Annotated in this window: 27 protein-coding genes and 1 riboswitch; of the genes, 16 read left to right on the forward strand and 11 right to left on the reverse strand. The window is 70.7% G+C overall.

Annotated elements, in window-relative coordinates; translation table 11 throughout:
- Positions 1–57 precede the first annotated feature (57 nt).
- The 3 genes from pdhA to ACH34S_RS10115 are packed head-to-tail and all read left to right on the forward strand — an operon-like array spanning position 58 to position 3,613.
- Complete coding sequence (gene pdhA, locus ACH34S_RS10105; RefSeq protein WP_395952225.1) at positions 58–1,197, forward strand: pyruvate dehydrogenase (acetyl-transferring) E1 component subunit alpha; 1,140 nt, start codon at positions 58–60, stop codon at positions 1,195–1,197.
- Complete coding sequence (locus tag ACH34S_RS10110; protein WP_395952226.1) at positions 1,194–2,177, forward strand: alpha-ketoacid dehydrogenase subunit beta; 984 nt, start codon at positions 1,194–1,196, stop codon at positions 2,175–2,177. Before pdhA ends, ACH34S_RS10110 begins: the two co-directional genes overlap by 4 nt.
- A gap of 5 nt (positions 2,178–2,182) precedes the next feature.
- Positions 2,183–3,613, forward strand: a complete 1,431-nt coding sequence (locus ACH34S_RS10115; protein ID WP_395952227.1) for a dihydrolipoamide acetyltransferase family protein — start codon at positions 2,183–2,185, stop codon at positions 3,611–3,613.
- Between the two features lie 62 nt (positions 3,614–3,675).
- Here ACH34S_RS10115 and ACH34S_RS10120 read toward each other — a convergent pair whose 3' ends face one another.
- Positions 3,676–3,921, reverse strand: a complete 246-nt coding sequence (locus ACH34S_RS10120) for a DUF6458 family protein (RefSeq protein ID WP_395952228.1) — start codon at positions 3,919–3,921, stop codon at positions 3,676–3,678.
- 220 nt (positions 3,922–4,141) lie between these two features.
- Here ACH34S_RS10120 and ACH34S_RS10125 point away from each other — a divergent pair, with 220 nt between their 5' ends.
- Positions 4,142–4,513: a hypothetical protein gene (locus ACH34S_RS10125; protein ID WP_395952229.1), complete on the forward strand. Its 372-nt coding sequence runs from the start codon at positions 4,142–4,144 to the stop codon at positions 4,511–4,513.
- Positions 4,514–4,540: 27 nt separating this feature from the next.
- Here the strand turns inward: ACH34S_RS10125 and ACH34S_RS10130 are convergent, their stop codons facing one another.
- Complete coding sequence (locus ACH34S_RS10130; RefSeq protein WP_395952230.1) at positions 4,541–6,220, reverse strand: OmpA family protein; 1,680 nt, start codon at positions 6,218–6,220, stop codon at positions 4,541–4,543.
- Positions 6,221–6,347: 127 nt separating this feature from the next.
- The gene (locus tag ACH34S_RS10135) at positions 6,348–8,177 is read right to left on the reverse strand and encodes an acyl-CoA dehydrogenase (RefSeq protein WP_395952231.1); all 1,830 of its coding nucleotides are present in this window, start codon (positions 8,175–8,177) and stop codon (positions 6,348–6,350) included.
- Between the two features lie 239 nt (positions 8,178–8,416).
- Between ACH34S_RS10135 and ACH34S_RS10140 the strand changes: the two genes are divergently transcribed.
- The 5 genes from ACH34S_RS10140 (at position 8,417) to ACH34S_RS10160 (ending at position 13,574) form a co-directional block, all read left to right on the forward strand.
- Positions 8,417–9,754: a UDP-glucose dehydrogenase family protein gene (locus tag ACH34S_RS10140; RefSeq protein WP_395952232.1), complete on the forward strand. Its 1,338-nt coding sequence runs from the start codon at positions 8,417–8,419 to the stop codon at positions 9,752–9,754.
- A 49-nt stretch (positions 9,755–9,803) separates the two neighbouring features.
- Positions 9,804–9,866, forward strand: a riboswitch (guanidine-III (ykkC-III) riboswitch).
- A gap of 32 nt (positions 9,867–9,898) precedes the next feature.
- A complete protein-coding gene (locus ACH34S_RS10145) occupies positions 9,899–10,222 on the forward strand; it encodes a DMT family transporter (RefSeq protein WP_395952233.1) in 324 nt (107 codons plus the stop codon).
- 137 nt (positions 10,223–10,359) lie between these two features.
- Complete coding sequence (locus ACH34S_RS10150) at positions 10,360–11,145, forward strand: sporulation protein (protein ID WP_395952234.1); 786 nt, start codon at positions 10,360–10,362, stop codon at positions 11,143–11,145.
- Positions 11,146–11,271: 126 nt separating this feature from the next.
- Entirely contained in the window at positions 11,272–12,741 is a 1,470-nt protein-coding gene (locus ACH34S_RS10155; RefSeq protein ID WP_395952235.1) for a hypothetical protein, read from the forward strand.
- A gap of 86 nt (positions 12,742–12,827) precedes the next feature.
- Complete coding sequence (locus tag ACH34S_RS10160; RefSeq protein WP_395952236.1) at positions 12,828–13,574, forward strand: SDR family oxidoreductase; 747 nt, start codon at positions 12,828–12,830, stop codon at positions 13,572–13,574.
- Here the strand turns inward: ACH34S_RS10160 and ACH34S_RS10165 are convergent.
- Positions 13,561–14,184, reverse strand: coding sequence for a rhomboid family intramembrane serine protease (locus ACH34S_RS10165; RefSeq protein ID WP_395952237.1), 624 nt, complete (start codon positions 14,182–14,184; stop codon positions 13,561–13,563). The two genes, ACH34S_RS10160 and ACH34S_RS10165, sit on opposite strands and share 14 nt — an antisense overlap.
- A gap of 72 nt (positions 14,185–14,256) precedes the next feature.
- Positions 14,257–14,586 (reverse strand): WhiB family transcriptional regulator, encoded by a 330-nt coding sequence (locus ACH34S_RS10170; RefSeq protein WP_395952238.1) that lies wholly within the window; start codon positions 14,584–14,586, stop codon positions 14,257–14,259.
- Between the two features lie 157 nt (positions 14,587–14,743).
- Here ACH34S_RS10170 and ACH34S_RS10175 point away from each other — a divergent pair, with 157 nt between their 5' ends.
- Positions 14,744–15,196: a GNAT family N-acetyltransferase gene (locus tag ACH34S_RS10175; protein WP_395952429.1), complete on the forward strand. Its 453-nt coding sequence runs from the start codon at positions 14,744–14,746 to the stop codon at positions 15,194–15,196.
- Here the strand turns inward: ACH34S_RS10175 and ACH34S_RS10180 are convergent.
- Together ACH34S_RS10180 and ACH34S_RS10185 are read right to left on the reverse strand one after the other, a co-directional pair.
- Positions 15,189–15,506: a nuclear transport factor 2 family protein gene (locus ACH34S_RS10180; RefSeq protein ID WP_395952239.1), complete on the reverse strand. Its 318-nt coding sequence runs from the start codon at positions 15,504–15,506 to the stop codon at positions 15,189–15,191. The two genes, ACH34S_RS10175 and ACH34S_RS10180, sit on opposite strands and share 8 nt — an antisense overlap.
- Before the next feature lie 120 nt (positions 15,507–15,626).
- Entirely contained in the window at positions 15,627–16,187 is a 561-nt protein-coding gene (locus ACH34S_RS10185) for a hypothetical protein (protein ID WP_395952240.1), read from the reverse strand.
- Positions 16,188–16,344: 157 nt separating this feature from the next.
- Between ACH34S_RS10185 and ACH34S_RS10190 the strand changes: the two genes are divergently transcribed.
- The 3 genes from ACH34S_RS10190 (at position 16,345) to ACH34S_RS10200 (ending at position 17,583) form a co-directional block, all read left to right on the forward strand.
- The gene (locus tag ACH34S_RS10190) at positions 16,345–16,797 is read left to right on the forward strand and encodes a hypothetical protein (protein ID WP_395952241.1); all 453 of its coding nucleotides are present in this window, start codon (positions 16,345–16,347) and stop codon (positions 16,795–16,797) included.
- Between the two features lie 124 nt (positions 16,798–16,921).
- Positions 16,922–17,044, forward strand: a complete 123-nt coding sequence (locus ACH34S_RS10195) for a hypothetical protein (RefSeq protein WP_395952242.1) — start codon at positions 16,922–16,924, stop codon at positions 17,042–17,044.
- The gene (locus tag ACH34S_RS10200) at positions 17,041–17,583 is read left to right on the forward strand and encodes a hypothetical protein (RefSeq protein WP_395952243.1); all 543 of its coding nucleotides are present in this window, start codon (positions 17,041–17,043) and stop codon (positions 17,581–17,583) included. Before ACH34S_RS10195 ends, ACH34S_RS10200 begins: the two co-directional genes overlap by 4 nt.
- Here the strand turns inward: ACH34S_RS10200 and ACH34S_RS10205 are convergent, their stop codons facing one another.
- Entirely contained in the window at positions 17,584–18,276 is a 693-nt protein-coding gene (locus ACH34S_RS10205) for an HAD family hydrolase (RefSeq protein ID WP_395952244.1), read from the reverse strand.
- Between the two features lie 121 nt (positions 18,277–18,397).
- Between ACH34S_RS10205 and ACH34S_RS10210 the strand changes: the two genes are divergently transcribed.
- On the forward strand, positions 18,398–19,885 hold the full coding sequence (locus ACH34S_RS10210; protein WP_395952245.1) for a CHAD domain-containing protein: 1,488 nt from the start codon (positions 18,398–18,400) through the stop codon (positions 19,883–19,885).
- Here the strand turns inward: ACH34S_RS10210 and ACH34S_RS10215 are convergent.
- From ACH34S_RS10215 to ACH34S_RS10225, 3 genes are all read right to left on the reverse strand, one after another.
- Positions 19,851–20,774 carry an NUDIX domain-containing protein gene (locus ACH34S_RS10215; protein ID WP_395952246.1) on the reverse strand — a complete coding sequence of 308 codons (924 nt, stop codon included), beginning with the start codon at positions 20,772–20,774 and terminating at the stop codon, positions 19,851–19,853. The two genes, ACH34S_RS10210 and ACH34S_RS10215, sit on opposite strands and share 35 nt — an antisense overlap.
- A gap of 37 nt (positions 20,775–20,811) precedes the next feature.
- A complete protein-coding gene (locus tag ACH34S_RS10220) occupies positions 20,812–22,899 on the reverse strand; it encodes an RNA degradosome polyphosphate kinase (RefSeq protein ID WP_395952247.1) in 2,088 nt (695 codons plus the stop codon).
- Positions 22,900–23,068: 169 nt separating this feature from the next.
- A complete protein-coding gene (locus tag ACH34S_RS10225; RefSeq protein WP_395952248.1) occupies positions 23,069–23,617 on the reverse strand; it encodes a hypothetical protein in 549 nt (182 codons plus the stop codon).
- A 191-nt stretch (positions 23,618–23,808) separates the two neighbouring features.
- Between ACH34S_RS10225 and ACH34S_RS10230 the strand changes: the two genes are divergently transcribed.
- Both ACH34S_RS10230 and ACH34S_RS10235 read left to right on the forward strand, forming a co-directional pair.
- Positions 23,809–25,200: a pentapeptide repeat-containing protein gene (locus ACH34S_RS10230; protein WP_395952249.1), complete on the forward strand. Its 1,392-nt coding sequence runs from the start codon at positions 23,809–23,811 to the stop codon at positions 25,198–25,200.
- Positions 25,201–25,291: 91 nt separating this feature from the next.
- Positions 25,292–25,594, forward strand: coding sequence for a hypothetical protein (locus tag ACH34S_RS10235; RefSeq protein ID WP_395952250.1), 303 nt, complete (start codon positions 25,292–25,294; stop codon positions 25,592–25,594).
- Positions 25,595–25,609 lie beyond the last annotated feature (15 nt).

Below are 25,609 nucleotides of genomic sequence, written 5' to 3' on the forward strand. Positions count from 1 at the left end.
CATCGGCCGATCCGCGCGGCGATCCCGCGCGCCGGCCCCGAACGAGGAGTGTCATCGATGACGATCGACTCCGTGCGAGGCGCGCCCGATAACCCCGAGCTGGCCGAACCCGAACTCGTCCAGCTGCTCACCCCCGAAGGGGAGCGCGTCGAGCATCCCGACTACCCCCTGGACCTCAGCGCCGAGGAGGTACGCGACCTCTATCGCGATCTGGTCATCGTCCGGCGGCTCGACCTGGAGTCCGTGGCGCTGACCCGGCAGGGCGAGGTGGGCCTCTGGCCCTCGCTGCTCGGCCAGGAGGCCGCGCAGATCGGGTCCGGACGCGCGCTGTCCGAGAACGACATGGTCTTCCCGACCTACCGGGAGCACGGCGTCGCCTGGTGCCGGGGCGTGGACCACCTCAACATGATCGGCCTGTTCCGCGGGGTCAGCCATGGCGGCTGGGACCCCGCCGAGCACAACTTCCACCTGTACACGATCGTGATCGGCAGCCAGACGCTGCACGCGACCGGCTACGCGATGGGCGTCCAGCGCGACGGCGTCCTCGGCACGCCTTCGGCGGCCGCGACCATCGCCTACTTCGGCGACGGGGCGACCTCGCAGGGCGACGTGCACGAGTCGTTCGTGTTCGCGTCCGTGTTCAACGCGCCGATCGTGTTCTTCTGCCAGAACAACCAGTGGGCCATTTCCGAGCCGCTTGAGAAGCAGTCGCGGATCCCGCTCTACCGCAGGGCGCAGGGGTACGGGTTCCCCGGCCTGCGGGTGGACGGCAACGACGTCTTCGCCTGCCTGGCCGTGACGAAGAAGGCCCTGGAGAACGCCAGGACGGGCCAGGGCCCGACGCTCATCGAGGCGTTCACCTACCGGATGGGCGCCCACACCACGACCGACGACCCCACGCGCTACCGGCTCAAGGCCGAAGAAGAGGCGTGGAAGCTCAAGGACCCGATCGAACGCGTCAAGGCGTATCTGGTGCGCAATGACCTCGCGGAAACGGGATTCTTCGAAAAGGTCGAGGACGAGGCCAAGCAGCTCGGCCGGGAACTGCGCAACGGCTGCCTGTCGATGCCCGACCCGCAGCCCCTGGCGATGTTCGAACACGTTTACGCGGAATCGCATCCATTGATGTCCGAGGAGCAGGAGCAGTTCGCCGCCTATCTGGCGTCGTTCGAGCAGTCCGGCGAGGAGGCCCGATGACCACGCTCACCCTCGGAAAGGCGATGAACGAGGGCCTGCGCAAGGCCATGGAGAACGACTCGAAGGTCCTCGTCATGGGCGAGGACGTCGGGAAGCTCGGCGGGGTGTTCCGCATCACCGACGGCCTGCAGAAGGACTTCGGCGAGGAACGCGTCATCGACACGCCGCTGGCCGAGTCCGGCATCGTCGGGACGGCGATCGGGCTGGCGCTGCGCGGCTACCGCCCGGTGGTGGAGATCCAGTTCGACGGGTTCGTGTTCCCCGCCGCCGACCAGATCATCACCCAGCTCGCGAAGATGCCGATGCGGTCGCTCGGGACGCTGTCGCTGCCCGTCGTGATCCGGATCCCGTGGGGCGGCGGGATCGGCGCGGTCGAGCACCACTCGGAGTCGCCCGAGGCGTACTTCACGCACACCGCCGGGCTGCGCGTCGTGGCGTGCTCGAACCCGCTGGACGCGTTCGCGATGATCCAGCAGGCGATCGCCTCACCCGACCCGGTGATCTTCTTCGAGCCGAAGCGCCGCTACTGGGACAAGGCCGAGGTCGATGTCGAGTCGTCGTCCGCGGACTGGACGCCGCTGCACGAGGCGCGGATCGTCCAGCCGGGCGAGCATGTGACCGTCCTCGCCTACGGGCCGTCGGTGAAGACGTGCCTGGAGGCCGCCGCCGCGGCGGCCGAAGAGGGGCGGACGCTGGAGGTCATCGACCTGCGCTCGCTGAACCCGCTCGACATCGGCACCGTCGTGGAGTCCGTCAACCGGACGGGGCGCTGCGTCGTCGTCCACGAGGCGCCGGTGTTCAGCGGTTTCGGCGCCGAGCTGGCCGCGCGGGTCACCGAGAAGTGCTTCTACCGGCTGGAGTCGCCGGTGCTGCGGGTCGGCGGGTTCTCCGCGCCGTACCCGCCGTCCCGTAACGAGGACCATTACCTGCCCGATCTCGACCGCATCCTGGACGCGGTCGACCGGACCTTCGCGTGGTGACGCCGGTGAGCCCGAAGATCTTCAACCTGCCGGACGTGGGCGAGGGCCTGACCGAGGCCGAGATCGTCAAGTGGCATGTCCAGCCCGGCGACACGGTCGAGATCAACCAGACCATCGTCGAGATTGAGACCGCCAAGGCGATCGTGGAGCTGCCCTGCCCGTTCGAGGGCGTGGTGACGGAGCTGATGGTCACCGAGGGCGCGACCGTGGACGTCGGCTCCCCGATCATCTCCGTGGACGCCGAGGCCGACGGCGGCGTCGCGACACCGGTGTCGGAGCCTCCGGCGCAGGCCGCGGCGCTGCAGGAGACGGACGCCGTGCCGACCCCGAACGAGCCGGGGATCGTGTCGTCCGAGGCGCCGCCGAAGCGCCAGCCCGTGCTCGTCGGGTACGGCGTCAAGGAAGGCGCGACGAAGCGGCGCCCGCGCAAGCAGGCGGCCAACGGCGCACCGCCACCGCCCGCCGCGGCCTCCCCCGCACCTCCCTCCGCGCCGCCTGTCCAGCGAACACCTCCCCCGGCGTCCCCGGCGGCTCGTCCACAGGCTGTGGACAACGGGTTGCCGCTGGCGAAGCCGCCGGTCCGGAAGCTGGCGAAGGACCTCGGGATCGACCTCGCGACGATCACCGGTTCGGGCCCGCAGGGCTCGATCACGCGCGACGACGTCCTCGCCGCGCAGTCCGGGGCGGCACCGGCCGCGGCCGCGCCCGCCGCGCCCGTGCAGGCGGGGGCCCGCGAGGAGCGGGTGACGGTCAAGGGCGTCCGGAAGGCGACGGCGGCGGCGATGTCCGGCTCGGCGTTCACCGCGCCGCACGTCACCGAGTTCCTCCAGGTGGACGTGACCCGGACGATGGAAACCGTGAAACGCCTCCGCGAGCTGCCCGAGTTCGCGGACGTGAAGGTGTCGCCGCTGCTGCTGGTCGCGCGGGCGCTGCTCACGGCCGTGGCGCGGAACCCGCAGGTGAACTCCACGTGGGTGGACGGCCCGTCCGGCGCGGAGATCGTCGTCAAGCGGTACGTGAACCTGGGGATCGCGGCGGCCACCGAGCGGGGCCTGATCGTCCCGAAGGTGAAGGAGGCGCAGGACCTCGACCTGCCCGGCCTGGCCCGCGCGCTGCAGGAGCTGACGGACAAGGCGCGGGCGGGCAAGGCGTCCCCGGCCGACCTGTCCGACGGCACGATCACGATCACCAACGTCGGCGTGTTCGGGGTGGACTCCGGGACCCCGATCCTCACCCCGGGCGAGGCCGCGATCCTGGCGTTCGGCCAGATCCGCGACATGCCGTGGGTGCACGAGGGCGAGCTGGCGATCCGGAAGGTCACCACGCTGTCGCTGTCGTTCGACCACCGGATCGTGGACGGTGAGCTGGGGTCGCGGGTCCTCCGCGACGTCGGCGCCATGCTGGAGGACCCGGTCCGGATGCTGGCCTGGGGCTGATCAGGCGGTCGTAGGGCCGGTGCCGCACGGGCGGCACCGGCCCCGTACGGCGGCCCGCGTGTTCAGGTGCGAGGCGGGTTGTCGCCGTCGTACATGCGCTCGTCCCGCTGCCTGGATCCGAGCCGCGGCCCGCGCTGCTGCATCCGGGACATCATCAGCAACTGGAGCAGGAAAGTCGCGCCGCCGACGATGATCAAGATGACGCCGATGATGTGGATGTCCACCGGATCGGTCATCGCATCCGGCTTGATCGCGAACTTGAGGATCAGCCCGAGCGTGATCGTGAAAACACTGACACCGAGACCCATCGATGACCTCCGCCGGACGATCTGTGTGCGTGCTCTTTAACTATCCGTTCAGATCGTCCACCACACGTCACGCGATCGGCAATCATCCCCGGGCGGTGTCCACGGCGTACGGTGATCTATTCGCAACGTTCTCACTCTATGTAATTAGTCACTCACTATCGGGATAGAGAGCCGGTGGGCGCAGACGTCTGGTCGCAGCGCTCGGAAGGAGACAACCGTCATGCGAATCACCCACCGACCCGTCACGGCTCTGGCTCTGGCCGTGGCCGCCCTGGGCTTGTTCCAAAGCCCCGCCACCGGCGCCGGACCGAAGCCGGAGCCGGAGCCGGACACGGCTCCGGCGGCCGCCGCCAGCGGCCTGTACGCCTGGGAGAGCGCGCACCCGAGCGGGCCGCCCGACCAGGTCTACCAGGGCTTCGGCTGCCGGAACACCGGCAGCCGCTACAACGCCTGGCGCGCCGTGGAGCGAGGGACCGTCGAGGTGTGGGCGCTCTTCGCCGACCCGCACTGCCACGAGTTCCTCGGGCTCGTCAACCCGCGGCCGGAGCCGCTGGCCGTACCCGGTGTCGAATCGGTCCAGCGCCTGCGCTGACCGGGGCGCCCGCGCCCGCGGACGCGGCTACGAGACGGGGACCCTGTCGAACTTCCCGAAGGGGCCCGCGTCGAAGGTGACGGACGTGACGTTCCCCGGCGGCGCCGGCAGGTAGACGAAGCCGCGGACGGGCTGGTTCACGGCGGTGCGGAACACGGCGCGTCCGGGGGCGACGTAGGCGCTGGGGCCGCTCGGCGTCCTGGGCCCGACGCGGACGGCGCGGTACACGTCCTTCCCGCCCGGGACCTGGACGGAGAAGGACGTGAACACGCCGCCGGGGTAGTCCGGGTGCGCGTAGGAGGCGTCCTGCGGGGTGGCTCCGGGGCCCTCGTTGACGATCTCGAACACGGCGACGATGTAGGCGCCGTCCCGGTAGAACGGCTTGACGTCCATGCGCCGTTTCGCCGCGCCGAAGCGCGCGGAGCGGCTGGCGTAGGTCTTCCCGTCCTGCGGCCGGAACGCCGCCGCCCCGTGCGTCGCGGACGTCGTCCCCGTGTCTCCGGCAGGTGAAGGTTTGAGCTGGTAGGTGATCTCGACGCGGTGGTTCCGGGCGCGGGCCCTGGCGTCGCCGGCGCCGCCTTCCCTGGCGACCGGCTCCGTCCCGCCCTTGCCGCGCGCGGTGTAGGTGAAGGCGTTTCCGAGCCGCGTCTTCAGCTCCTTCATCACGGCGTCGGCGCGCTGCTGCGACAGTTTCTGATTTTTCGCGCTGTCGCCCTTGGTCTCGGTGTGCCCGGCGAGCGTCACCGGGCCGGTGGCCTTCGTCTTGATCTGCTGCGCGGTCTCGTCGAGGACGGCCTTCGCGCGGCTCGACACCTTCGCCGAGGCGCCGTCGAACAGCACGTCGGCGCGCAGGCCGGCCGTCACGACCGAGCCGCTGGACGCGACGTCCTGGTTCGCGCTCTCGGTGATGTCGTACAGATCGACGAGGTTGACGCCGCCGCTGCCGGTCACGGGCGGCGGCGTGCCCCCGGTGGACGACCGCGGCCCCGTGGAGCGCCCGCTCGGCAGCGGCGACGGCGCGCGGGCGGTCAGCGGATCGGCCGCGTTCTCCGGCAGCCGGTACCACCAGGTCGGCCCCCCGCGCGTCGCCCGCGCGAACCCGCCGGGAGGCGGGGAGAAACCAGGCGGCGGCGAGAAACCGGGCGGCGGGGAGAAGCCCGGCGGGGGCGAGAACCCGGGTGGGGGCGAGAACCCGGGCTGTGGGCCGGAGCCGCCGCCGGGTGGCGTGGACGTGGCCGGCCCGCTCGTCACCGGTATCCCGGTGAACTCGCCCGCCGTGCCCGGCGTGAGCACGGTGACCTTCTCGGCGCTCCGCGGGAGCGCCGGGTACTCGGCCGCCATCTCGCGTGTCGCGCCCGGCGCGAACGCGGCCCCGCTCGTCGAGCCGGTCGGCTTGTAGAGCTTGCGCGCGACCGGGTCGAGCAGCTCGATGGCGAACGGGACGGACTTCGTGGTCGTGTCCAGCGACGTCACCGTGTAGCGCAGCACCACCCGGGCCGACTGCCGCTCGACGCCCTTGATCTCGACGCGCGCGTGCAGGCCGTCCGCGCTTCCGAACCAGCCCTCCTTCGCGAATCCCGGGCTCGTGGTGGGGGTCCCGCCGACGCCGGCGGTCGGCGGATCGCTCATCTCCGCCCTGCCGGTGTCGGCGCAGCCGGCGGTCAGGACGAGCCCGGTGAGGGAGACGGCGAGAGGCAGAGCACGCATCGTGGATCCGGTCAGGGGGAGGGCCAGCGGGGAGCCCGGGCGGGGGCGGACGCGCCAACAGTAGCGACACGCGGCGGGCCCCCGCCAATACCCCAGCGAGGGCCCGCAACGCAAAACGATCAGCGGGTCAGAACGCCGCTTCGGGCAGCTCCATCACGTCCAGATCGGTGGCCTCGGCGATGGCGCGCTCGGCCGCCAGCCGCGGCAGGACGGTCCGGCAGAAGAACTGCGCGGCCGCGACCTTGCCGGTGTAGAACGCCTCGTCCGGGCCGGAGGCGTCGCCCAGCGCGGTGAGCGCGACCTCGGCCTGGCGGCACAGCAGCCAGCCGACGATGAGGTCGCCGAGCGCGAGGAGCAGCCGGGACGTGTTGAGCCCGATCTTGTACAGCTCCTTCGGGTTCTCCATCGATCCGAACGCCCATCCGGTCATCGGTTCGATGATGCCCTGGACGTCGTCCAGCGCCCGGCCGAGCAGCGCCCGCTCGTTCTTGAGCCGCCCGTTGCCGGCGCCCGAGTCGGCGAACGCCCTGATCTCCCCGGCGAGCACGTTCAGCGCCGCGCCGCCGTCCCGGAGGATCTTGCGGAAGAACAGGTCCTGGCCCTGGATGGCGGTGGTGCCCTCGTACAGGGTGTCGATCTTGGAGTCGCGGATGTACTGCTCGACCGGGTAGTCCTGGAGGAAGCCGGAGCCGCCGAGCGTCTGCAGCGACTCGGCGCCGAGCAGCGCGTACGCCCGCTCGGACCCGAAGCCCTTCACGATCGGCAGCAGCAGGTCGTTGACCTTCTCGGCGGTCTCGTCCTTGCGGCCCTCGTGCTCGGCGATCTGCACGGCGTCCTGGTAGGACGCGGTGAGCAGCACCAGCGCCCGCATGCCCTCCGCGTACGCCTTCTGCGTCATGAGGCTGCGCCGGACGTCCGGGTGGTGGGTGATCGTGACGCGCGGGGCCGTCTTGTCGGTCATCTGCGTCATGTCCGCGCCCTGGACGCGCTCCTTCGCGTACTCCAGCGCGTTGAGGTACCCGGTGGAGAGGGTGGCGATGGCCTTCGTCCCGACCATCATCCGCGCGTACTCGATGACGAGGAACATCTGCTTGATGCCCTCGTGCACGTCGCCGACCAGGTACCCGACGGCCGGGTGCTTCTCGCCGAAGGTGAGCTCGCAGGTCGTGGAGACCTTGAGGCCCATCTTCTTCTCGACGTTCGTCACGTACGCGCCGTTGCGCTCGCCCAGCTCCCCGGTCTCCAGATCGACCAGGTACTTGGGGACGAGGAACATCGACAGCCCCTTGGTGCCCGGCCCCGCGCCCTCGGGACGCGCCAGCACCAGGTGGAAGATGTTCTCCGCCATGTCGTGCTCGGCCGAGGTGATGAAGCGCTTGACGCCCTCGATGTGCCACGTTCCGTCCGGCTGCTCGACGGCCTTGGCCCGGCCCGCGCCGACGTCCGACCCGGCGTCCGGCTCGGTCAGCACCATCGTCGCGCCCCACTGCCGCTCAAGGGCCAGCTCGGCGAACCGCTTCTGCTCCGGCGTGCCGATGTGCCAGAGGATCTGCGCGAAGCCGGGACCGGACGCGAACATGTAGACGGCCGGGTTCGCGCCGAGCACCTGCTCGGCGACGGCCCAGGTCAGCGAGCGCGGGGCGCGGCTGCCGCCGAGCTCGGGCACGAGGTCGAGCCGGTACCACTCGGCGTCCATCCACGCCTTGAAGGACTTCTTGAAGCCCTCGGGCATGGTGACGGCGCCGGTGGCGGGGTCGAAGGCCGGGGGGTGGCGGTCGGCGTCCTCGAAGGACGCGGCGATCGGGCCCTCGGCCAGCCGCGCGACCTCGTCGAGGACGCTGCGGGCGGTGTCCTCGTCGAAGTCCGCGTAGGGGCCGGAGCCGAGGAGGTCCTGGCGCCTGAACACCTCGAAGAGGTTGAACTCCAGGTCGCGGAGGTTGCTCTTGTAGTGGCCCATGCGAGCCTCCGTGTCGTCCGGCGGAGCCCCGGCGGCTACCGGTCCCGCAGCGCTTACTCGTCGGTAACTCATCACCATGCTACCCGCTGGTAACCGGTACCGAACACCCCGCGGCGGTTCGGTGGGAAGATCGTGTGCACGATCACATCCCGACCCTCATGACACACACCCCGAACCCCGCGACACACCCCGAACCCCCCGCGACAGCAGTTCACCCGCGGCAGAAAGAGGAGGTGCACATGAAACACAGGGAGGCGGAGGTCCCGAGACTGACCGTCATCGGGACCGGCTACCTCGGCGCCACGCACGCCATCTGCATGGCCGCGCTCGGCTTCGAGGTCCTCGGCGTGGACGTCGACCGGCACAAGATCGGCAGGTTGGCGTCCGGCGAGGTCCCGTTCTTCGAACCCGGACTGCCCGAGCTGCTCACCAAGGCGCTCGACTCGGGCCGGCTCCGGTTCACCACGTCCTATGCGGAGGCCGCCGACTTCGGCGACGTCCACTTCCTCTGCGTCGGCACGCCACAGCTCCCCGGCTCGGACGCCGCCGACCTCACCTACGTCGACGACGCCGTCCGCTCCCTCGCCCCGCTGCTGCGCCGCCGCGCCCTCGTCGTCGGGAAGTCGACCGTCCCGGTCGGGACGGCGCGGCGCCTCACCGGCGTCGTCCAGGAACTCGCTCCCGCGGGCACCGACGTCGAACTCGCCTGGAACCCCGAATTCCTCCGCGAGGGCTTCGCCGTCGACGACACCATGCGTCCCGACCGGCTCGTGTTCGGCGTCGCCTCCGGCTGGGCGGACGAGCGGCTGCGCGCCGCGTTCAAGCCCCTCCTCGCCCTCGGCACCCCCGTGGTCCGCACGGACCTCGCCACCGCCGAGCTCGTCAAGGTCGCCGCCAACTCCTTCCTCGCCACCAAGATCTCCTACATCAACGCGATGGCGGAGGTGTGCGAGGCCGTCGGCGCCGACGTCAAGGACCTCGCCGACGCGCTCGCGCTCGACGACCGGATCGGCGGCCGGTTCCTGCGGCCGGGGCTCGGCTTCGGCGGCGGCTGCCTCCCCAAGGACATCCGGGCGTTCGCGCACCGCGCCGAGGAGATCGGCGTCGGGCACGCGGTGTCGTTCCTGCGCCAGGTGGACGAGATCAACCGGCGGCGCCGCGCGCGCACCGTCGACCTCGTCCGCGAGGTGCTCGGCGGCGAGCTCGCGGGGCGGCGCATCGCCGTGTGGGGCGCCGCGTTCAAACCAAACTCCGACGACGTCCGCGACGCCCCCGCGCTGGACGTGGCCCGCACCATGCACGGCCTCGGCGGCGACGTCCGCGTCTACGACCCGGCGGCGCTCGGCAACGCCCGCCGCGCGTTCCCCGAGCTGCGCTACGGCGACAGCGCGTTCGACGTCGCCGGGAACGCCGACGTCGTCGTCCTGCTGACCGAGTGGTCCGACTTCCGGGAGGTGCGCCCGGAGGCGCTGGCGCAGGTCGTCCGGCACAAGCGGATGGTGGACGGGCGGCACGCGCTCGACGCGGCGCAATGGCGCGCCGCGGGCTGGGAGTACCGCGCCCTCGGCCGATCCTGATCATTCTTGGTGCGAGCGGAATGCCCCACGGCACGGGGCCGTTGAGGCTGGCGAGGGCCCGTGGCCCTCCCGGACGAGGTGCGTCGTACCCGGCAGGCGAAGACGGCGCGTGACAGCAGTCGTCTCGTCCCCGGGAGGGTGACCATGCCCTGGATCCTCGTCATCGCCGCCGGCCTCTTCGAGGTCGCGATGGCCCTGTGCCTGAAGGGCAGCAAGGGCTTCACCGAGCCGCTGCCGTCCATCGGCTTCCTCGCCTTCGCCGTGACCAGCTTCGGGCTGCTCAGCCTGGCGCTGAAGCACCTCGACGTCGGCACCGCCTACGCGGTGTGGGTCGGGATCGGCGCGGTCGGGACGGCGACGCTCGGCATGCTGTTCCTCGGCGACCAGGTGTCCGCGCTCAAGGTCGCCGCGCTGGCGTTCATCCTGGTCGGCGTCGTCGGCCTCAACCTCGCCGGTGGTGGCCACTGACGGCCGTTTTGCGCGGCGATTCCCAGGTCACGACCACACTCAGGAACGTAATCTCCCGTAGCAGCGTCTATGGGACGTGGGCGCCCGGACGTAGGGGACGGAAGCGCCCGGAGTGCTCGGAAACGGGAGGACGGACCTTGGTCTTCAAGAAGCTGCGTCAGGCGATGGGCATCGGCGGCCCGTCGATCGAAACGACCCTGCACGACCCGAACACCAGGCCCGGTGGTGCCATCACCGGCGAGATCACCATCATCGGCGGCCAGCACGACTCCGACATCAAGTCGGTGAACCTCGCGCTGCGCACCAGGGTCGAGATCGAGTCTGGCGACAACGAGTACACGTCCAACCTGGAATACGCGAAGCTGCCGGTGGCCGGTGCCTTCGAGCTCGACGACGGCGCCCGGCACAGCATCCCGTTCCAGTTCGCCATCCCGTGGGAGGCGCCGCTCACCCACATGTACGGGCAGCCGCTGCGCGGCACCACGGTCGGTCTCGCGACCGAGCTGGAGGTCGCGGGCGCGATCGACCCGGGCGACCTCGACCCGATCGCGGTGCACCCGCTGCCCGCGCAGGAGCGCATCCTCGCGGCGTTCTCCAACCTGGGCTTCCAGTTCCGCAACGCGGACTGCGAGAAGGGGCGCATCTGGGGCGTCCACCAGGAACTGCCGTTCTACCAGGAGATCGAGTTCTACCCTCCGGGCACGTACGCGCGCGGCATCAAGCAGCTCGAAGTGACGTTCGTGTCGTACCCGCAGTCGATGGAGGTCGTGCTGGAGCTCGACAAGCGCGGCGGGGCCTTCACCGAGGGCCGCGACGCGTTCAGCCGGTTCACCGTCGACTACGCGACCGTCGAGAACACGAACTGGGAGCAGCAGCTCGACGGCTTCCTCCGGGACGCCGGACGCCGCCGCGGCTTCCTCTAAACCGTCCAGCTCACGTGAGATGCCCTCTACCGTCCTCCAGCCCCCACCCACCACCAATCAATCGACGAGCTTCGCTCGGCCCTGGCTGGGGATCGCAGAGGGCATCTCCGCGTAGAAAGAGTGTCCGTGCCCCAGCCCCCCGGACTCAACGACGCGGAACAGCGCCTCTGGGCCGCGTTCCCCACCGGCGCGACCGTCACGCTCGGCGACGACCGTCCCGCCGGTCCGCTGCCGGATCGGATGGTCCGCGCCGAGATCATCACCCGGCTGCTGCTCGGCGCCGGGGACCCCCGTCCCGGCACGGTGGCGGCGGTCCGCCTCCGCGGCGCCTACATCCTGGGATGCCTGGACGTCTCGGGCGGGTCCATCGAGCACGAGCTGCTGCTGGACGCGTGCCGGCTCGTCGAGGCACCCGACTTCTCCAACACCGAGACCCGCCAGCTGCGGTTCAAGAACTGCTGGATGCCCGGGTTCGACGGCGGCGGGCTCCGCGCGGACGGCTACGTCAGCATGTCCGGGTCGCAGATCGACGGCACGGTCAAGCTGCCGCGCGCGCAGATCAGCGGCGGCCTGCGGATGAACGGGACGACGATCACCGCGCCGAGCCCGGAGGAGTGGGCGCTGTTCAGCGGCGGCCTCGTCGTCGACGTCGGGATGTTCGTCCGCGACTCGGTCATCACCGGCGGGGTGCGCCTCGTCGGGGCGCGGATGAACGGCGGGCTGTTCATGGAGCGCACGTCCCTGATCAATCCCGGCCGCATCGCGCTGGACGCGCAGAACATGGTCGTCGAGGACACCGCCGAGTTCAGCCGCGACTTCTCCGCGCTCGGCACCGTCCGGCTGCGCAGCGCCCGCTTCAACGGCATCCTGTCGTTCTCCAGGGCGCGGCTCGACTCCGGCGACCCGGCCCGGATGGCGCTGCACGCGAGCCACATGCAGGCCGACGAGCTGCTCCTGTGGCCGGAGGAGAAGATCAAGGGCCGGGTGTCGCTGTCGTACTCCCGGATCGCGCAGCTCCTGGACCATCCGTCCGTCTGGCCGGACGAGCTGTACCTGAACGGCATGACGTACGAGACGCTGCGCGGCGCCGAGCTCAAGGACCGGCTGAGCTGGGTGTCCCGCGACCCCGAGTTCCACCTCCAGCCGTACGAGCAGCTCGCCGCCTGGTACCACGGCATCGGCCACGACGACCTGGCCCGCAAGGTGCAGCTCGCCAAGCTCCGGGCGCGCCGCCGGCACCTGCACCCGGTGGCCGGGGCCTGGAACCAGCTCCTCGACTGGACGGTCGGGTACGGCTACCGTCCCTGGCTGGCGTTCGCGTGGTTCGCGGCCCTGCTCGCCATCGGCACGACGGTGTTCTCCATCGAGGAGCCCCGTCCGGTCAAGCCGGGCAACGAGCTGCCCGCCTTCCACGCGCTGATCTACACGCTCGACCTGCTGATCCCGCTCGACACGTTCGGGCAGCAGCTGTCGTACGACGCCGTGAACTGGTCGCGCTGGGTGGCGTACGGGCTGGTCACGACGGGCTGGGTGCTCGCGACCGCGCTCATCACGGGCGCGACGCGCGTGCTGCGCCCGGCGTCCAGCCCGAACTGAGCCGGGCGCCGGGAGCGAGCCGCGCGCGAACTCGCGAGCGGCCCCGGGCGTCCACACGGACAGAGGATCCACAAGAATGGGACGACATGGGCACGTATCTGATCACGGGGGCGTCCGGCGGCATCGGCACGGCGGTCGCGGTGCTGCTGCGCGAGCGCGGGCATGACCTCATCCTGCTCGGCCGCTCGCTTCGGCGCCTGGACGAGCTGGCTGGCCGGCTGCGCGGCGGCGCGCACGCCCCAACCCAGGTCATCGACCCGAACGCGGTCGGCTCGGCGCGGCGCGACGCGTCCATCACGACGGTCCCGGTGGACCTGACGGAGCCGCTCCGCATCGAGGCGTCCCTCGCGGGGGCCGGGCTCCCGTCGCGGCTGGACGGCGTCGTCCACGCGGCGGGCATGGTCCATCTCGCGCCGGTCGCCGACCTGGAGGCCGACGAGTGGATCCAGCACCTGTCGGTCAATCTGGTCTCCGCGGCGGAGCTGACACGCCTCCTGCTCCCCGCGCTGCGCACCGCAGAAGGGCACATCGTCTTCGTCAACTCGACCGCGGGGCTCCGCGCCAACCCAGAATGGTCGGCCTACGCGGCGAGCAAGTTCGGCCTGCGGGCGCTGGCCGATTCGCTGCGCGCCGAGGAGCCGTCCTTGCGTGTCACGACCGTCTACCCGGGACGGACGGCCACGGAGATGCAGCGGAAGGTCCGCGCCCAGGAAGGCCACCCCTACGCGGAGGACGACTTCGCCGCCCCCACCACCGTGGCACGCGTACTGGTCTCCACGCTGGAAATGCCACGCGACGCAGTGGTCTCCGACGTCACCGTCAGGCCGAGCTAGCCCCCGCGCCGGCGTCACGGTTCGGGCCGCGACGCAGGACCCAGGCGCCCAGCACGCCGCCGATCAGCCCGAACAGGTGCCCCTGCCACGAGATGCCCGCGTCGCCGGGGATGACGCCGAACAGCATCGTCCCGTAGACGGCGACGACGGCGACCGCGATGGCGATGTCGGCCAGGTGCCGCTCGAAGATCCCGCGGCCGACCAGGTAGCCGAAGAAGCCGAAGATCAGGATGCTCGATCCGAGCGTGTTGGCGGAGCTGGTGAACCACACCCCGAGCCCGCCGACCACGATGATGATGAGGCTGGCGACCAGGAACTTCGCGATGCCGCGCACCGCCGCGATGAACCCGAGCACCAGGAACGGGACGGTGTTGGCCATCATGTGCCCGAGCCCGCCGTGCATGAACGGCGCGGCGAAGATGTCGGGCAGGTCGTTGACGTCGCGCGGCTGGATCCCGAACCGGTCGAACCATCCGTCGGCCGCGTGGTCGAACAGCTCCAGGGCCCACATCACCGCGGTCACGGACCCGATCAGGACCGCCGACGCCAGCGCACGCGTCCCGTGCTTGGCGAGCCCGTCGGAACGCCGCTTCTCCGGGATATAGCTCATGTCAGCCACCGTAAGTCTCGACGACCCCTTACGGTCAACGCGTGAAACGTCCGGAACGTGCCAGGTCGCGGCCTACGCGGCGGAGGCGTGCTCCGGCTCGGACGCGTCGCCCCGCACGACGATGACGGGGAGGGGCCGGCGCGCGGGGGCGTCGGCCGTCCGGCGCAGGTAGCGGCGCTCTTCCGGCGTCGTCCCGCCCCAGATGCCGTCGGGCTCACCGACGCGCAGCGCCCACGCCAGGCACTCGGCCTTCACGGGGCAGTTCGCGCAGATCGCCTTGGCGGCGTCCTCCTGTGCCTGCAGTACCGGTACGGAGTAGCCGATCGGGAAGAAGAGGTCGGGATCGGCACCGCGGCAGATGGCGTGGTCACTCCAGTGTTCTTCGTTCTCGTTGTGGTGCATCGGATCTCCCTGCGCGGCGACGAGACCACCGGCAGCTCGGCTCACTCGAGGTGGTCTCCACTCAACGTAGTACTACAAGATGTAGTACTACAAGACGTTCGTGAACGTTGCAAGTTAGCGCCCGGATAGCCTGTGACGTGTGCAGCGTGATCAAGAAGTGACCTTCCGCGAGGCGACGGCTGACGATCTGCCCCAGATCGTCCGGCTACTGGCCGACGATCCCCTGGGAGCCACCCGCGAAACACCGGGGACCGAGATTCCGGACGCGTACTTCACGGCCTTCGCCGCCATCGAGAAGGACCCGAACAACTCCGTGATCGTCGCCGAGGTCGCCGGCGAGATCGCCGGGACGCTGCAGCTGACCTTCATCCCCGGCCTCACCTACACCGGCAGCGAGCGCGCCCAGATCGAGGGCGTCCGGGTGGCGTCGTCCCAGCGCGGCCGCGGCCTCGGCCAGGACATGATCACCTGGGCCATCGACCGGGCCCGCGCCCGCGGCTGCCGCGTCGTCCAGCTCACCACCGACCGCCAGCGCCCCGACGCCATGCGCTTCTACCAGAAAATCGGCTTCCGCCCGTCCCACATGGGCATGAAGTACCACCTCAGCTGAGCGCCTCGTGCCATCGGGCGGTCTCGGTGTACTGGTGCGGCCATGAGATCAGGCCGTCGGTCACCCGCCACAGGTGCACGAACTCGGCCTCGTACTCGCGCCCGGCGATCCTCGACACGCCCCGATAGTGCCCGGTGACCACGACCATCCCGTCGGCCGTCTCGTGCCGGCCTTCGGCATACGGGGCGGTGTCGTACTCGGCGAACACCGCGCCCCACACCCTTACCAATGCCTCACGAGGCCCACGGAACGTGCCACCGGCGCCACAGGGCATGCCGGGCGCGATGTGCGCCTCGAACGTCTTCGCCACGATCGAAGTCCCGTACGGCGCCGTCCGCCGCCACCTCCCGGACCGCCGCCCTCCACCCCCGCTGGTGGACGACCTGATCACCACAACCTGCCGCGCCGTCCTCCCCATGACGCCGAATGTTCACTCCGGCCACAGATCGTGGATTTTCTGGCTCTTTCCGGTGCAGACCTCGGGCGGCGCTATCTGATCAGCGTTCATTCCGTAGCCGTCGAGAAAGTCTGTTCTCTTGGACACGGCATGGACCTGCATGATGCTGCGATAGTCGCGGGTCGCGTCTCCCGCGGTATCGATGAAGCACGCATCCACATTCGCGACAAAGGCGGCCAGGTGATCGGCGAGCCCAGGGGCGCGGGACGGATCGTAGTCTGAGAATTGCTTCCTGCCCTCGCGAGGGCGCCAGACGAACGGCTCCCTGTCGAGGGACGACCACAGGCAGACCGCATCAGCGTATGGGCAGGCCAGGGGGTCGGGACGTGCGGCGGGCTCAGCGCGCACGCCGGCCTCCGGGTGCGCCGCCTCGGCCGAGAAGGCCCACCGGTAGGCGGACTCACCGACCGGAGTGAACGCGACGAGAAGGCTCACCGCCGTGGCGCAAATCGCACCGACCTCAAGGGCGATCTTGAGCCTGCTTCTTTGCGAATTGGAGGAATTGTCGGACCGAGCGAAGTCCTCTTGTTCCATACAGAAAGCGTAACCCAAGATCAGCATTCACCGAATGGCCAGACTTTCATATGGCGAACATTCGATTTGTTGGCGAGTGTCGAGAATCGCCGTCAGCCGCGCACCTTGAGCGGGCACCTTGGACGTCTGTCGGTGGGTGGTGCGAGTATCTGGCGCCATGGGTGTTCTGTACGGATACTTCGCCGCCGCCGATGACGACGACGCCGTCCGGGCGATCGTCCGCGACGACGGGGAGCCCAGCGGCACCGGCTACGACCAGCTGGTCATCAAGGGCATCGACCCGGTCGTCGAACTGGCCCCCGCCGAGGCCCTCCTGACGGGCCGTCCCGAGGACGAACTCAAGTCCGACCCCCGGCACGGCGGCCTAGTCGGGATGCTCGGAGAAGGCGAAGTCGTCGTGGTGTCCCTCACGGACCCCCTGCGCGACGCGCTGGCCGCCGCCCAACCCGCCTCCCTTCGCGAGGTCGCCACAGCCTGGGCGAACACCGACGATGCCTTCTACTATCCAGCCGACCCAGACGACCTCACCGATTTCCTGGAGCAACTGTCGGGACTCGCCAGCCGGGCCATGGCCCGAGGCGCCCGCCTCTACTGCTGGATGTGCCCCTGACCGTCACGGCAGAGGCCCTGGGGGTGCGGTCCAGCCTTGGAGGGGAGGGTGATCACCCGTTCGGGGGAGGGCGGGGCCGGTGGGTGAGCGAGAACGTGGACATCGCTGAGTACAGGAGGTAGCGGTGTCTCGGAAGTTGAAGGTCAAGGGCGCGGTCGTTGTCGCGCTCTTCGCGCTCATCGCGGTGGCGTTGCTGGTCACGGGGTCCGGCGAGGCCGGCGCGCAGGCGATGGGGGGCGTTCGATGACCGCCGTCGAAGTGCGTGTTCCGGGCGTCCGGACGGCGGCGGCCGGGACGCGGGGGCCGGTACCGCGCTGGGCCGACTGGGCGGCGCAGGCGACGCTGTGGTGCGCTCTCCCGTCCGGAATCTGGCGGATCTTGTTCGCCGCAGGGCTGCCCGCAGGGTTCACCGGCTCGCAGGACCCGCAGGGTACCTGGTACGCGCTTCCCTACGTCATCGTGTTGTCCGTCCTGTCGGAGGCGGTCGCGTTTCTGAGCCTCGGGCTGGTTCGGTGGTGGGGGGAGACGTGGCCGCGCTGGGTGCCGTTGCTGGGCGGGCGAGCGGTCCGGCCGGCCGCCGCGATCATCCCGGCGTCGCTCGGGTCGGTTGCGCTGGTCTGCCTGTGGACGCCGCTCGCCTTCGGCTTCGACACCGGCGATCCCGAGTTGCCGCACGGCGCCAAGCTCGTGATCATGCAGGCCTGCTACCTGCCGCTGCTCGCCTGGGGGCCGCTCCTGGCCGCGGTGACGGTCGCCTACGCCGTACGCCGGCGCCGCTACGGCTGATCAGGCGCGGAGGATCGCATCGATGACGGCGGCGGTGTCGGTGAGGTCTGGAAGGACCACCTCGGCTCCTGAGAGGCGCAGGTCGGGGGCCGGGGTGGCGCCGGTCGCGACGGCGACCACGTGGGCGCCGCCTTCGTGGCCGGCGCGGACGTCGTGCGGGGTGTCGCCGATAAGGACGGTGTTCGACGCGGTGAAGTCCTCGTCGTATTTCGCGGTCGCGCGTTGTTGCGCGAGTTTCACCAGGGGCGGGCGTTCGATGCCGTCCATGCCGTAGGCGCCGGCGTCCAGGTCGAAGAAGTCGATGAGGGCGAATGCCGTCAGTTTGGCGATGGCTATTGGCCGCATGTTGCCGGTGAGAGCTGATTGGACGACGTCGGTGCGGGCGGCGAGGGCTTTGAGGGCGGCTCGGGCGCCGGGGAGGACGTGGCCCCACTCCGCGATGTCGTCCCGGCGGGTGGTGAAGATCTCTGCCAGGGCCTTGGTGAAGGACGACATCAGTTCGCTTGTGGGTTCGATACCGTGGTGGCGGAGGGTTTCGGTGGTGATGGCGAGGTCGGTGCGGCCGGCCATCTCGGCGATCTTCTCGGGTGGACGGCCGATGAGCCGGTGGAACACCGTCCCGTAGATCTCGGAGCTGATGCCCCCGGCGTTGATGAGCGTGTGGTCGATGTCCCAGAGAACCAGTGTGCGCACCCCCGCATGCTAGGTCGGTGGATGGGGCTGACCACGAGATTTCTGTTGTTGTTCACCTTGGCGTGGAATGCTTGTCAACTGGGTGTGCGCCGCCGTTGCCGACGTCCTTGAGGAGCTGAGCGTGGCCGAAAGGCATCTCGAGATCGAGCAGAAGTACGATGCCGCCGCCGGGTTCGTCCTGCCGGAGCTGGACGGCCTGCCGGGCGTGGCGTCGGTCACCGAGCCCGAGGTCCATGAATTGCACGCCGGCTATTTCGACACCGCCGATCTGCGGCTCGCGGCGCACGGGATCACGTTGCGGCGGCGGCGGGGCGGGACGGACGCCGGATGGCACCTGAAGATGCCCGCCGGGCCGGACAGCAAGCAGGAACTGCGGGCGCCGCTGGGCCGTCCGCTGATCGTCCCGGCGCGGCTGGCGGGGCTGGTCGCGGCGTACACGCGCGGCGAGGAGCTGCGTCCCGTCGCGACGCTGGACACGGTGCGGACCGTCGTCCGGCTGCTCGACAGGGACGGGACGGAGCTGGCGGAGGTCGCCGACGACCTGGTCACCGGGCGCACGGACGGGGAGCCGGTGCGGTGGCGTGAGATCGAGGTCGAGCTCGGCAGCGGGTCACCTGACTTGTTGAAGGCGACCGGCAAGCGGCTGCGGAAGGGTGGTGCGCGGAAGGGGAAGTCGTCGTCCAAGCTGGGGCGGCTGCTGGGGGACGCGGTCGTGCCGTCGGAGGCGGCGGCCGCGCGGGCGGCGGCGCGGTCGTGGATCGCAACGGCGACGTCCAACGGGAAGGCGCCCGCGGTGACGACCGGGGAGGTCGTGCTGGCCTACCTCGCGGAGCAGGTCGCGGCGGTGCTGACGTTCGACCCGAAGGCGCGGCTGGCGGAGGACGACGCCGTCCACCGGATGCGGGTCGCGGTGCGGCGGTTGCGGAGCGCGCTGCGCAGCTACCGGCCGGTTCTGGACCCGGAGCGGACGGCGCCGCTGGGTTCGGAGCTGCGGTGGCTGGCCGGGGTGCTCGGTGAGGTGCGTGATCGTGAAGTGTTGCGGATGCGGTTCGCCGGAGCGCCTGAATTTCTGCTGGACGATCTCGAAACGCAGGAGCGGGCCGCTTACCGGCGGATGAATGCGAGCCTCAAGGAAGCCCGGTATTTCGCTCTGCTCGATGAGCTCGACCGGCTGATCAGCGATCCGCCGTTGGCGCCGGAGGGCGAGCGGAAGGCGCGTAAGGAACTGCCCGCGCTCGTCACGCGGGCGTGGGACCGGATGGCCCGCGACTACGCGTCGATCAAGACGGCGGACGACCCGGACATCGCGCGGCACGAGACGCGGAAGGCCGCCAAGCGGGCGCGGTACGCGGCGGAGCTGGCGGTTCCGGTGCTGGGTGTGGCGGCGCGGCGGGTCGTCAAGGACGCCCGGCGCATCCAGGAGGTCCTCGGGGAGTACCAGGACGGCGTGATCGCCATGGAGCATCTCGAAGCGGCCGGTAAGCGCACGAGGGTCCCGGCTGAGGCGTTCGCGTTGGGTGTTCTTTATGGGAAGGAAGAATGCCAGGCGGTGGCGGCTCGGGATCGGCTGCCGACTACTTGGTCACAGACGCTGGGGCCTGCGTTTTAGGGCTGTGGCGTTCCAGGGCGGCCATCTGACCGGCGGCCAGGTGCGCCACCCAGAATTCTGACTTGCGAAGGCTCGGGTCGTCCGGGACCTTCTCCCCCATTTCCCGGCACAGTCCGGTGACGAGTTCGGAGACGACCTCGCCGTGGGTGCTCACGATCGTGGGGATGCCGTCCGCGGCGAGGGCGAGGAGGCGTTCGACGGCCCGTCCGGGGCTGGTGGCGCCGACCGTGAACGCCGCCTCGGTGCTGATCGGCCTGCGGACGAGCCGCGCATACGGCAGGACGCTCTCCAGGCAGCGCGCCGTCGCGGAGCTGACGAGCCGGGCCGGGCCGTAGGAGCGCAGGAGGGCGGTGAGCCCGGCGGCCTCCTTGCGGCCCGCGGCGTCCAGCGGGCGCAGCTCGTCGGCCTCGCGCCATTCGAGCTTCTCCCCCGCTGAGGCGTGCCGCAGGATCACGAAGGGCGCGGTGTTCAGAGGGCCGCGCAGGAACTCGCGGAGCAGGTCGACGTCGTGGCTGTAGCTGAGCCTGGCCTCGGCTTCGGCGGGCGGGAGCCAGACGAGCTCGTCCACCTCGTCGTTCGGGGTGAACGCGCTCTCGGCCACCGGCCTGGCCGCCCAGTAGTAGACCTGTTTGGTCCGTTCCCGGACGGGATAGGTGCTGGTCGGCAGCCTGCGGCCGAGGCGCGGGACGATCCCCGTCTCCTCCTCGGTCTCCCGGACGGCCGCGCGCAGCATGTGCTCGCCCTTGTCGATCTTGCCTTTGGGGAACGACCAGTCGTCGTAGCGGGGACGGTGGATCACCGCGACCTCGGGACCGGCGGCGGGACCCGTCCCAGGGCCGTCCCGCCACAGCAGCGTGCCGGCGGCCCGGACGACTACCGGCAGCGCCACCTCACACCTCCCTGCGGAACGACCGCACACGCACGCGTCACTGAGCTTCGACCGTCCTCCACCGGCGGGTCTTGACCAGGTGGGTCTGGATGTCCTGCAAGGTCTCGCCCGGACGGGCCGTGAGGCGCGTCCAGGTGCCGTCGCCGTCGAGGGCCCACGCGTCGGTGCCGTCGCCCATGGCGCGGTCGAGCAGGTCGAGCAGGCCGTCGCGCTGGGTCCGGTCGGTGACGGTGACGAGGGCCTCGACGCGGCGGTCGAGGTTGCGGTGCATGAGGTCGGCGCTGCCGAGCCACACCTCGGGCTCGCCGCCGTTCTCGAACGCGAACACGCGGGAGTGCTCCAGGAACCGGCCGAGGACGCTCCGCACCCGGATCATGTCCGACAGGCCGGGCACGCCGGGCCGCAGCGCGCAGATGCCGCGGACCCAGACGTCCACCGGCACCCCGGCCCGCGACGCCCGGTACAGCGCGTCGATGATCACCTCGTCGACGAGCGAGTTGCACTTGATCCGGATGCGGGCGGCATGCCCGGCCCGGCGGTTGTCGATCTCGTGCTCGATCCGCTGGACGAGCCCGGACCGCAGGCTGTTCGGCGCGACCAGCAGCCGGTGGTAGGAGCCCTGCCGCGAGTAGCCGGTGAGGTGGTTGAACAGGGCGCTGACGTCCTCGCCGACCTCCGGGTCGGCGGTGAGCAGGCCGAAGTCCTCGTAGAGCCGGGCGGTCTTCGGGTGGTAGTTGCCGGTGCCGATGTGGCAGTAGCGGCGCAGCTGGCCCTCCGCGTCCTGCCGGACGATCAGCGCCAGCTTGCAGTGCGTCTTCAGCCCGACGAACCCGTACACGACGTGGCAGCCGGCCGTCTCCAGCTTCCGCGCCCACGCGATGTTGGCGCGCTCGTCGAAGCGGGCCTTCAGCTCGACGACGACCACGACCTGCTTGCCGGCCTCGGCGGCGCTCATCAGCGCGTCCACGATCGGGGAGTCGCCGCTCGTCCGGTACAGGGTCTGCTTGATCGCGAGGACGCGCGGGTCGGTGGCGGCGTCCTCGATCAGCCGCTGGACGGTCGTGGTGAACGAGTCGTAGGGGTGGTGGAGGAGGACGTCCCGCTCACGGATGGCGCTGAAGATGCTCGCATCCGCCGGCAGCGCCTCCTTGGACGGGACGAAAGGGGGATATTTCAGCTCCGGCCGGTCGAGGTCGGCGATGGCGGCGAGCCCGCCGAGGTCGAGGGGGCCGACGACGCGGTAGATCTGGCCCTCGTCCACGGCCAGCTCGGAGGTCAGCAGTTCGAGCACGCCGCCGGAGATCGACTCCTCGACCTCCAGGCGGACGACCGGGCCGAACCGGCGGCGCAGCAGTTCCCGTTCGAGGGCCTGGAGGAGGCCCTCGCTGATGTCGTCGTCGATCTCCAGGTCCTGGTTGCGGGTGACGCGGAAGGCGTGGTGCTCGACGACCTCCATCCCGAGGAAGAGCTGGCCGAGATGCGCGGCGATGACGTCTTCGAGCGGGGTGAACCGGTCCGGGGACGCCTCGATGAAGCGCGGCAGCAGCGGCGGGACCTTGACGCGGGCGAACATCGTCGCGTCCGTCTCCGGGTCGCGGACGATCACCGCGAGGTTGAGCGAGAGGCCCGAGATGTACGGGAACGGGTGCGCGGAGTCGACGACGAGCGGGGTGAGGACGGGGTAGATGCGGTCGCGGAACAGGCGCCGCATCTGCTCCTGCTCGGTCTCGGCGAGCTCGTCCCAGCGCAGGATGTCGACGCCCTCGTGGCCGAGCGCGGGCCGGATCTCGTCGCGGAAGCAGGCGGCGTGCCGCTGCATCAGCCCGTGCGCGACCTCGCCGGTGCGTTGCAGCACCTCGCGGGGCTGCCGGCCGCTCGCGGACTGGACGGCGAGCCCGGTCGCCATCCGCCGGGCGAGGCCCGCGACGCGGACCATGAAGAACTCGTCCAGGTTGCTGGCGAAGATCGACAGGAACCGGACGCGTTCGAGCAGCGGCAGCGAGGGATCCTCCGCCAGCTCCAGGACGCGCTGGTTGAACCGGAGCCAGCTCTCCTCCCTGTCGAGGAAGCGGTCCTCCGGCAGCGCCTCCGCCTGGTGGGGTATATGTCCTGGATTGACGGTCATACAGTAATTTTCCCTGAGCAAGGTGAACGACAGTCGAACTCGGTTGATTAGCCGAAGTATCAGACACTTCGGCTATCCCCCAGGTTCCCTGGAGGCAATCTCCAACTCAGGCCAAGACCATGCGAACTCGGGCCGGGCCATGCGGCCGTCACGCCGGGGGCTCGGAACATCACATACCGCAATGGCCGGTGATCAGGCGGTGCCCTAAGCGGTGGGTCAGGTCGTGGACGAAGGCGTCCGTGAGCGGGGGCCAGTTCCAGAAGCGTAGGCCCAGCTCGGCGAACGCGCACGGGACCGGCCAGGCCCAGCCGTTGAGGCCCGTCCGGGCGGCGCAGCGGGCGCAGACCAGCGAGTCGGGGCCGCCCTCCAGCCACTCCTCCACCTCGGGCAGGACGGTCTCGAACGGCAGCCAGGCCGCGCAGTGCGGGCAGCTCACGCGGTCGTCCTCGCGGGCGTTGCCGTAGAAGGCGGTGCGGCCGACGTCGACCTCCAGGCCGTTCGGCCACACGTCGGGGAAGTCGGCGAGGTCGCCGGTCACGATCGTCGAGGCGCACGGGCCGGGCGCGTACCCGCCGGGGACGTCGCCGAGCACGCAGTCGGTCCGGTCGGCGACCACGACCCCGGCACCGACGAGCCGGCCGAGAACCGCGCGGGCAAGGTCGGGCGCGTCTCCAGGGTGGGCGTCCACGTCCGCGACCCACCAGCTCCGCTCCCCCACAAGCCAGCACAATACGCCGCACAGTCTGTCAAAGGGGGCGTTATCACTGCGGGGAGCATCGAACTCTCCACGAAGAGGGCTTCACGGGGACGGGGAGCGTTGGTAGACCGAGAAAGGTGACCCATCACGAGCCTTTCCCGCCGTCCACGACCGCGGTGTTCTGGCCGCGGTGCTCAGCCGTCCAGGGATGCATGGGACGCGCCGTCGTCGATGGGCCGGGCGGCTGCCCCGCCCATCTGCCCACGGCCGAGTTCGAGCGGTTCGTGAGGACGCTCCGGCCGGGCGGCGACGTCGATCTGCGGGGCGTGACCGTCCCGGCGTGGCTGCTGGACGCCGTCCTGGACGCCGTGACCGGGCCCGACGGGCGGCCGCACCTGGGCCGGACCCGCTTCGACCGGGCGGTGCTGCCGGCCCACGCCGCGCTGCGCGGCTTCTGCGTGGAGGGCGACAGCTCGTTCGACGGCGCCTGCTTCCTCGGCGGCGCCTCCTTCTACGACGCGCGGTTCTTCGGCAACGTCTCCTTCCGCGGAGCGCGCTTCGGGCGCAACGTGTCCTTCCACGCGGCGCGCTTCCACCGGCACGCATCGTTCGAGGAGGCCGTGTTCGCCGAGGACGCGCTGTTCGGCGAGGCCGGCTGGCACGCCGACGCCTCGTTCCGCCGCGCGGTGTTCATGGGCGCGGCGTGCTTCGACCGCGCCCGGTTCGGGCGGGACGCGGCGATGCAGGCGGCGTGCTTCGGCGGGCCGGTCTCGTTCAAGCGCGTCCGGGTCACCCGGCACGCCCGGCTGGAGCGCACGAAGTTCCGCCGCGGCCTGTGGCTCGGGCCGCTGGTCGCGGGCGGCCGGATCGGGCTGGCCGACAGCACCGCGCACGGCGGCCTCCGCGTCCACGCGGCGGCCCGGTACCTCACGGCGCGGGGCGCGACCGTCCACGGGGAGGCCGACTTCCGGCTCCGGCACACCGAGCTGGACCTGGAGGACGCCGTCTTCGACGCGGCGGTGTCCGTCCGGACGCTGGCCCATCCGCTCCAGGGGCTGCACGAGCCGTCCTGGCCCGGCCCCGGGACCGTCCGGCTGACCTCGCTGCGGCGGGTCGACGCGGCGCGGGTCCGGCTGGCCGACGTCGACCTGAGCGGATGCGGCTTCCTCGGCCTGCGCCACCCGGCCGCGCTGCGCATCAGCGGCGACTGCGCGTTCCCGACCGCGCCCCGCAGGTCATGGCGGCGCCGGGGACCCGGGCGCGCCGTCCTCGCCGACGACGCCGCCGAGACCTGCGGCGACGACCGCCTGGCGGCCCTGTACCGCGACCTGGCCCGCGCCACCGCCGACTCCGGCCGCCGCCGCCTCGCCAGGGACTTCCGCTACAGCGCGCTGGAGAAGCGCAGGCACAGCGAGCCCGCCCGGTTGCGGCGCTGGGGCCTGCACGTTCTCTGGCTCACCTGCGGTTACGGCCTCCGGGCCGGACGCGCCGTCGCGTGGATCACCATCATCGTCGCGCTCGTCTGCTCGGGCGCGGCGCTCCTGCGCCACGACAATCGCCAGGACGCCGCCCGCATGCTCCACATGAACGGCGACAACACATAACCGCCCCGTGATCTGATGTGCGGGGCGTCCCGGGCGTCACCGAAAGGGCTGCGGGCCCGTTTTGTCAGACCCTTGGGTAATCATTCTTGTTATGAGCAGAGACACCCATCCGGGGGTGCAGTGCCCGCACTGCCAATCGCATCTCGCGCTCGTCCCCGTGCCCGGAAACACCGCCGCCGCACCGGTTCCCGTCCTGCCGCTCACACTCAAGGAGGAATGGCAGCCGCCGCCCGTCGCCGAAGTCCTCGCGGTTTACGCCGGACGCGCCAAGGACGCCGCGACCGCCACCCGCGGCGCCGCCAAGGTCAGGGAAAGCCTCAACCGCGCCCGCGCCGCCGCCGCGCAGCGCAGGGCCGCCCAGAAAACCGCCCGCCGAACCCCCAAAAGCGCCTGATCACATATAGATCAC

Origin of the sequence: Actinomadura sp. 3N508, from assembly GCF_044326375.1 — a bacterium.
In the GTDB taxonomy this organism is placed as follows: Bacteria; Actinomycetota; Actinomycetes; order Streptosporangiales; family Streptosporangiaceae; genus Spirillospora.

Coding starts and splice junctions, on each gene's coding strand:
- pdhA (WP_395952225.1), top strand. CDS start 58: ATGACGATCGACTCCGTGCGAGGCGCGCCCGATAACCCCGAGCTGGCC.
- ACH34S_RS10110 (WP_395952226.1), top strand. CDS start 1,194: ATGACCACGCTCACCCTCGGAAAGGCGATGAACGAGGGCCTGCGCAAG.
- ACH34S_RS10120 (WP_395952228.1), bottom strand. CDS start 3,921: ATGGGTCTCGGTGTCAGTGTTTTCACGATCACGCTCGGGCTGATCCTC.
- ACH34S_RS10125 (WP_395952229.1), top strand. CDS start 4,142: ATGCGAATCACCCACCGACCCGTCACGGCTCTGGCTCTGGCCGTGGCC.
- ACH34S_RS10130 (WP_395952230.1), bottom strand. CDS start 6,220: ATGCGTGCTCTGCCTCTCGCCGTCTCCCTCACCGGGCTCGTCCTGACC.
- ACH34S_RS10135 (WP_395952231.1), bottom strand. CDS start 8,177: ATGGGCCACTACAAGAGCAACCTCCGCGACCTGGAGTTCAACCTCTTC.
- ACH34S_RS10140 (WP_395952232.1), top strand. CDS start 8,417: ATGAAACACAGGGAGGCGGAGGTCCCGAGACTGACCGTCATCGGGACC.
- ACH34S_RS10145 (WP_395952233.1), top strand. CDS start 9,899: ATGCCCTGGATCCTCGTCATCGCCGCCGGCCTCTTCGAGGTCGCGATG.
- ACH34S_RS10160 (WP_395952236.1), top strand. CDS start 12,828: ATGGGCACGTATCTGATCACGGGGGCGTCCGGCGGCATCGGCACGGCG.
- ACH34S_RS10165 (WP_395952237.1), bottom strand. CDS start 14,184: ATGAGCTATATCCCGGAGAAGCGGCGTTCCGACGGGCTCGCCAAGCAC.
- ACH34S_RS10170 (WP_395952238.1), bottom strand. CDS start 14,586: ATGCACCACAACGAGAACGAAGAACACTGGAGTGACCACGCCATCTGC.
- ACH34S_RS10185 (WP_395952240.1), bottom strand. CDS start 16,187: ATGGAACAAGAGGACTTCGCTCGGTCCGACAATTCCTCCAATTCGCAA.
- ACH34S_RS10190 (WP_395952241.1), top strand. CDS start 16,345: ATGGGTGTTCTGTACGGATACTTCGCCGCCGCCGATGACGACGACGCC.
- ACH34S_RS10200 (WP_395952243.1), top strand. CDS start 17,041: ATGACCGCCGTCGAAGTGCGTGTTCCGGGCGTCCGGACGGCGGCGGCC.
- ACH34S_RS10220 (WP_395952247.1), bottom strand. CDS start 22,899: ATGACCGTCAATCCAGGACATATACCCCACCAGGCGGAGGCGCTGCCG.
- ACH34S_RS10230 (WP_395952249.1), top strand. CDS start 23,809: ATGGGACGCGCCGTCGTCGATGGGCCGGGCGGCTGCCCCGCCCATCTG.
- ACH34S_RS10235 (WP_395952250.1), top strand. CDS start 25,292: ATGAGCAGAGACACCCATCCGGGGGTGCAGTGCCCGCACTGCCAATCG.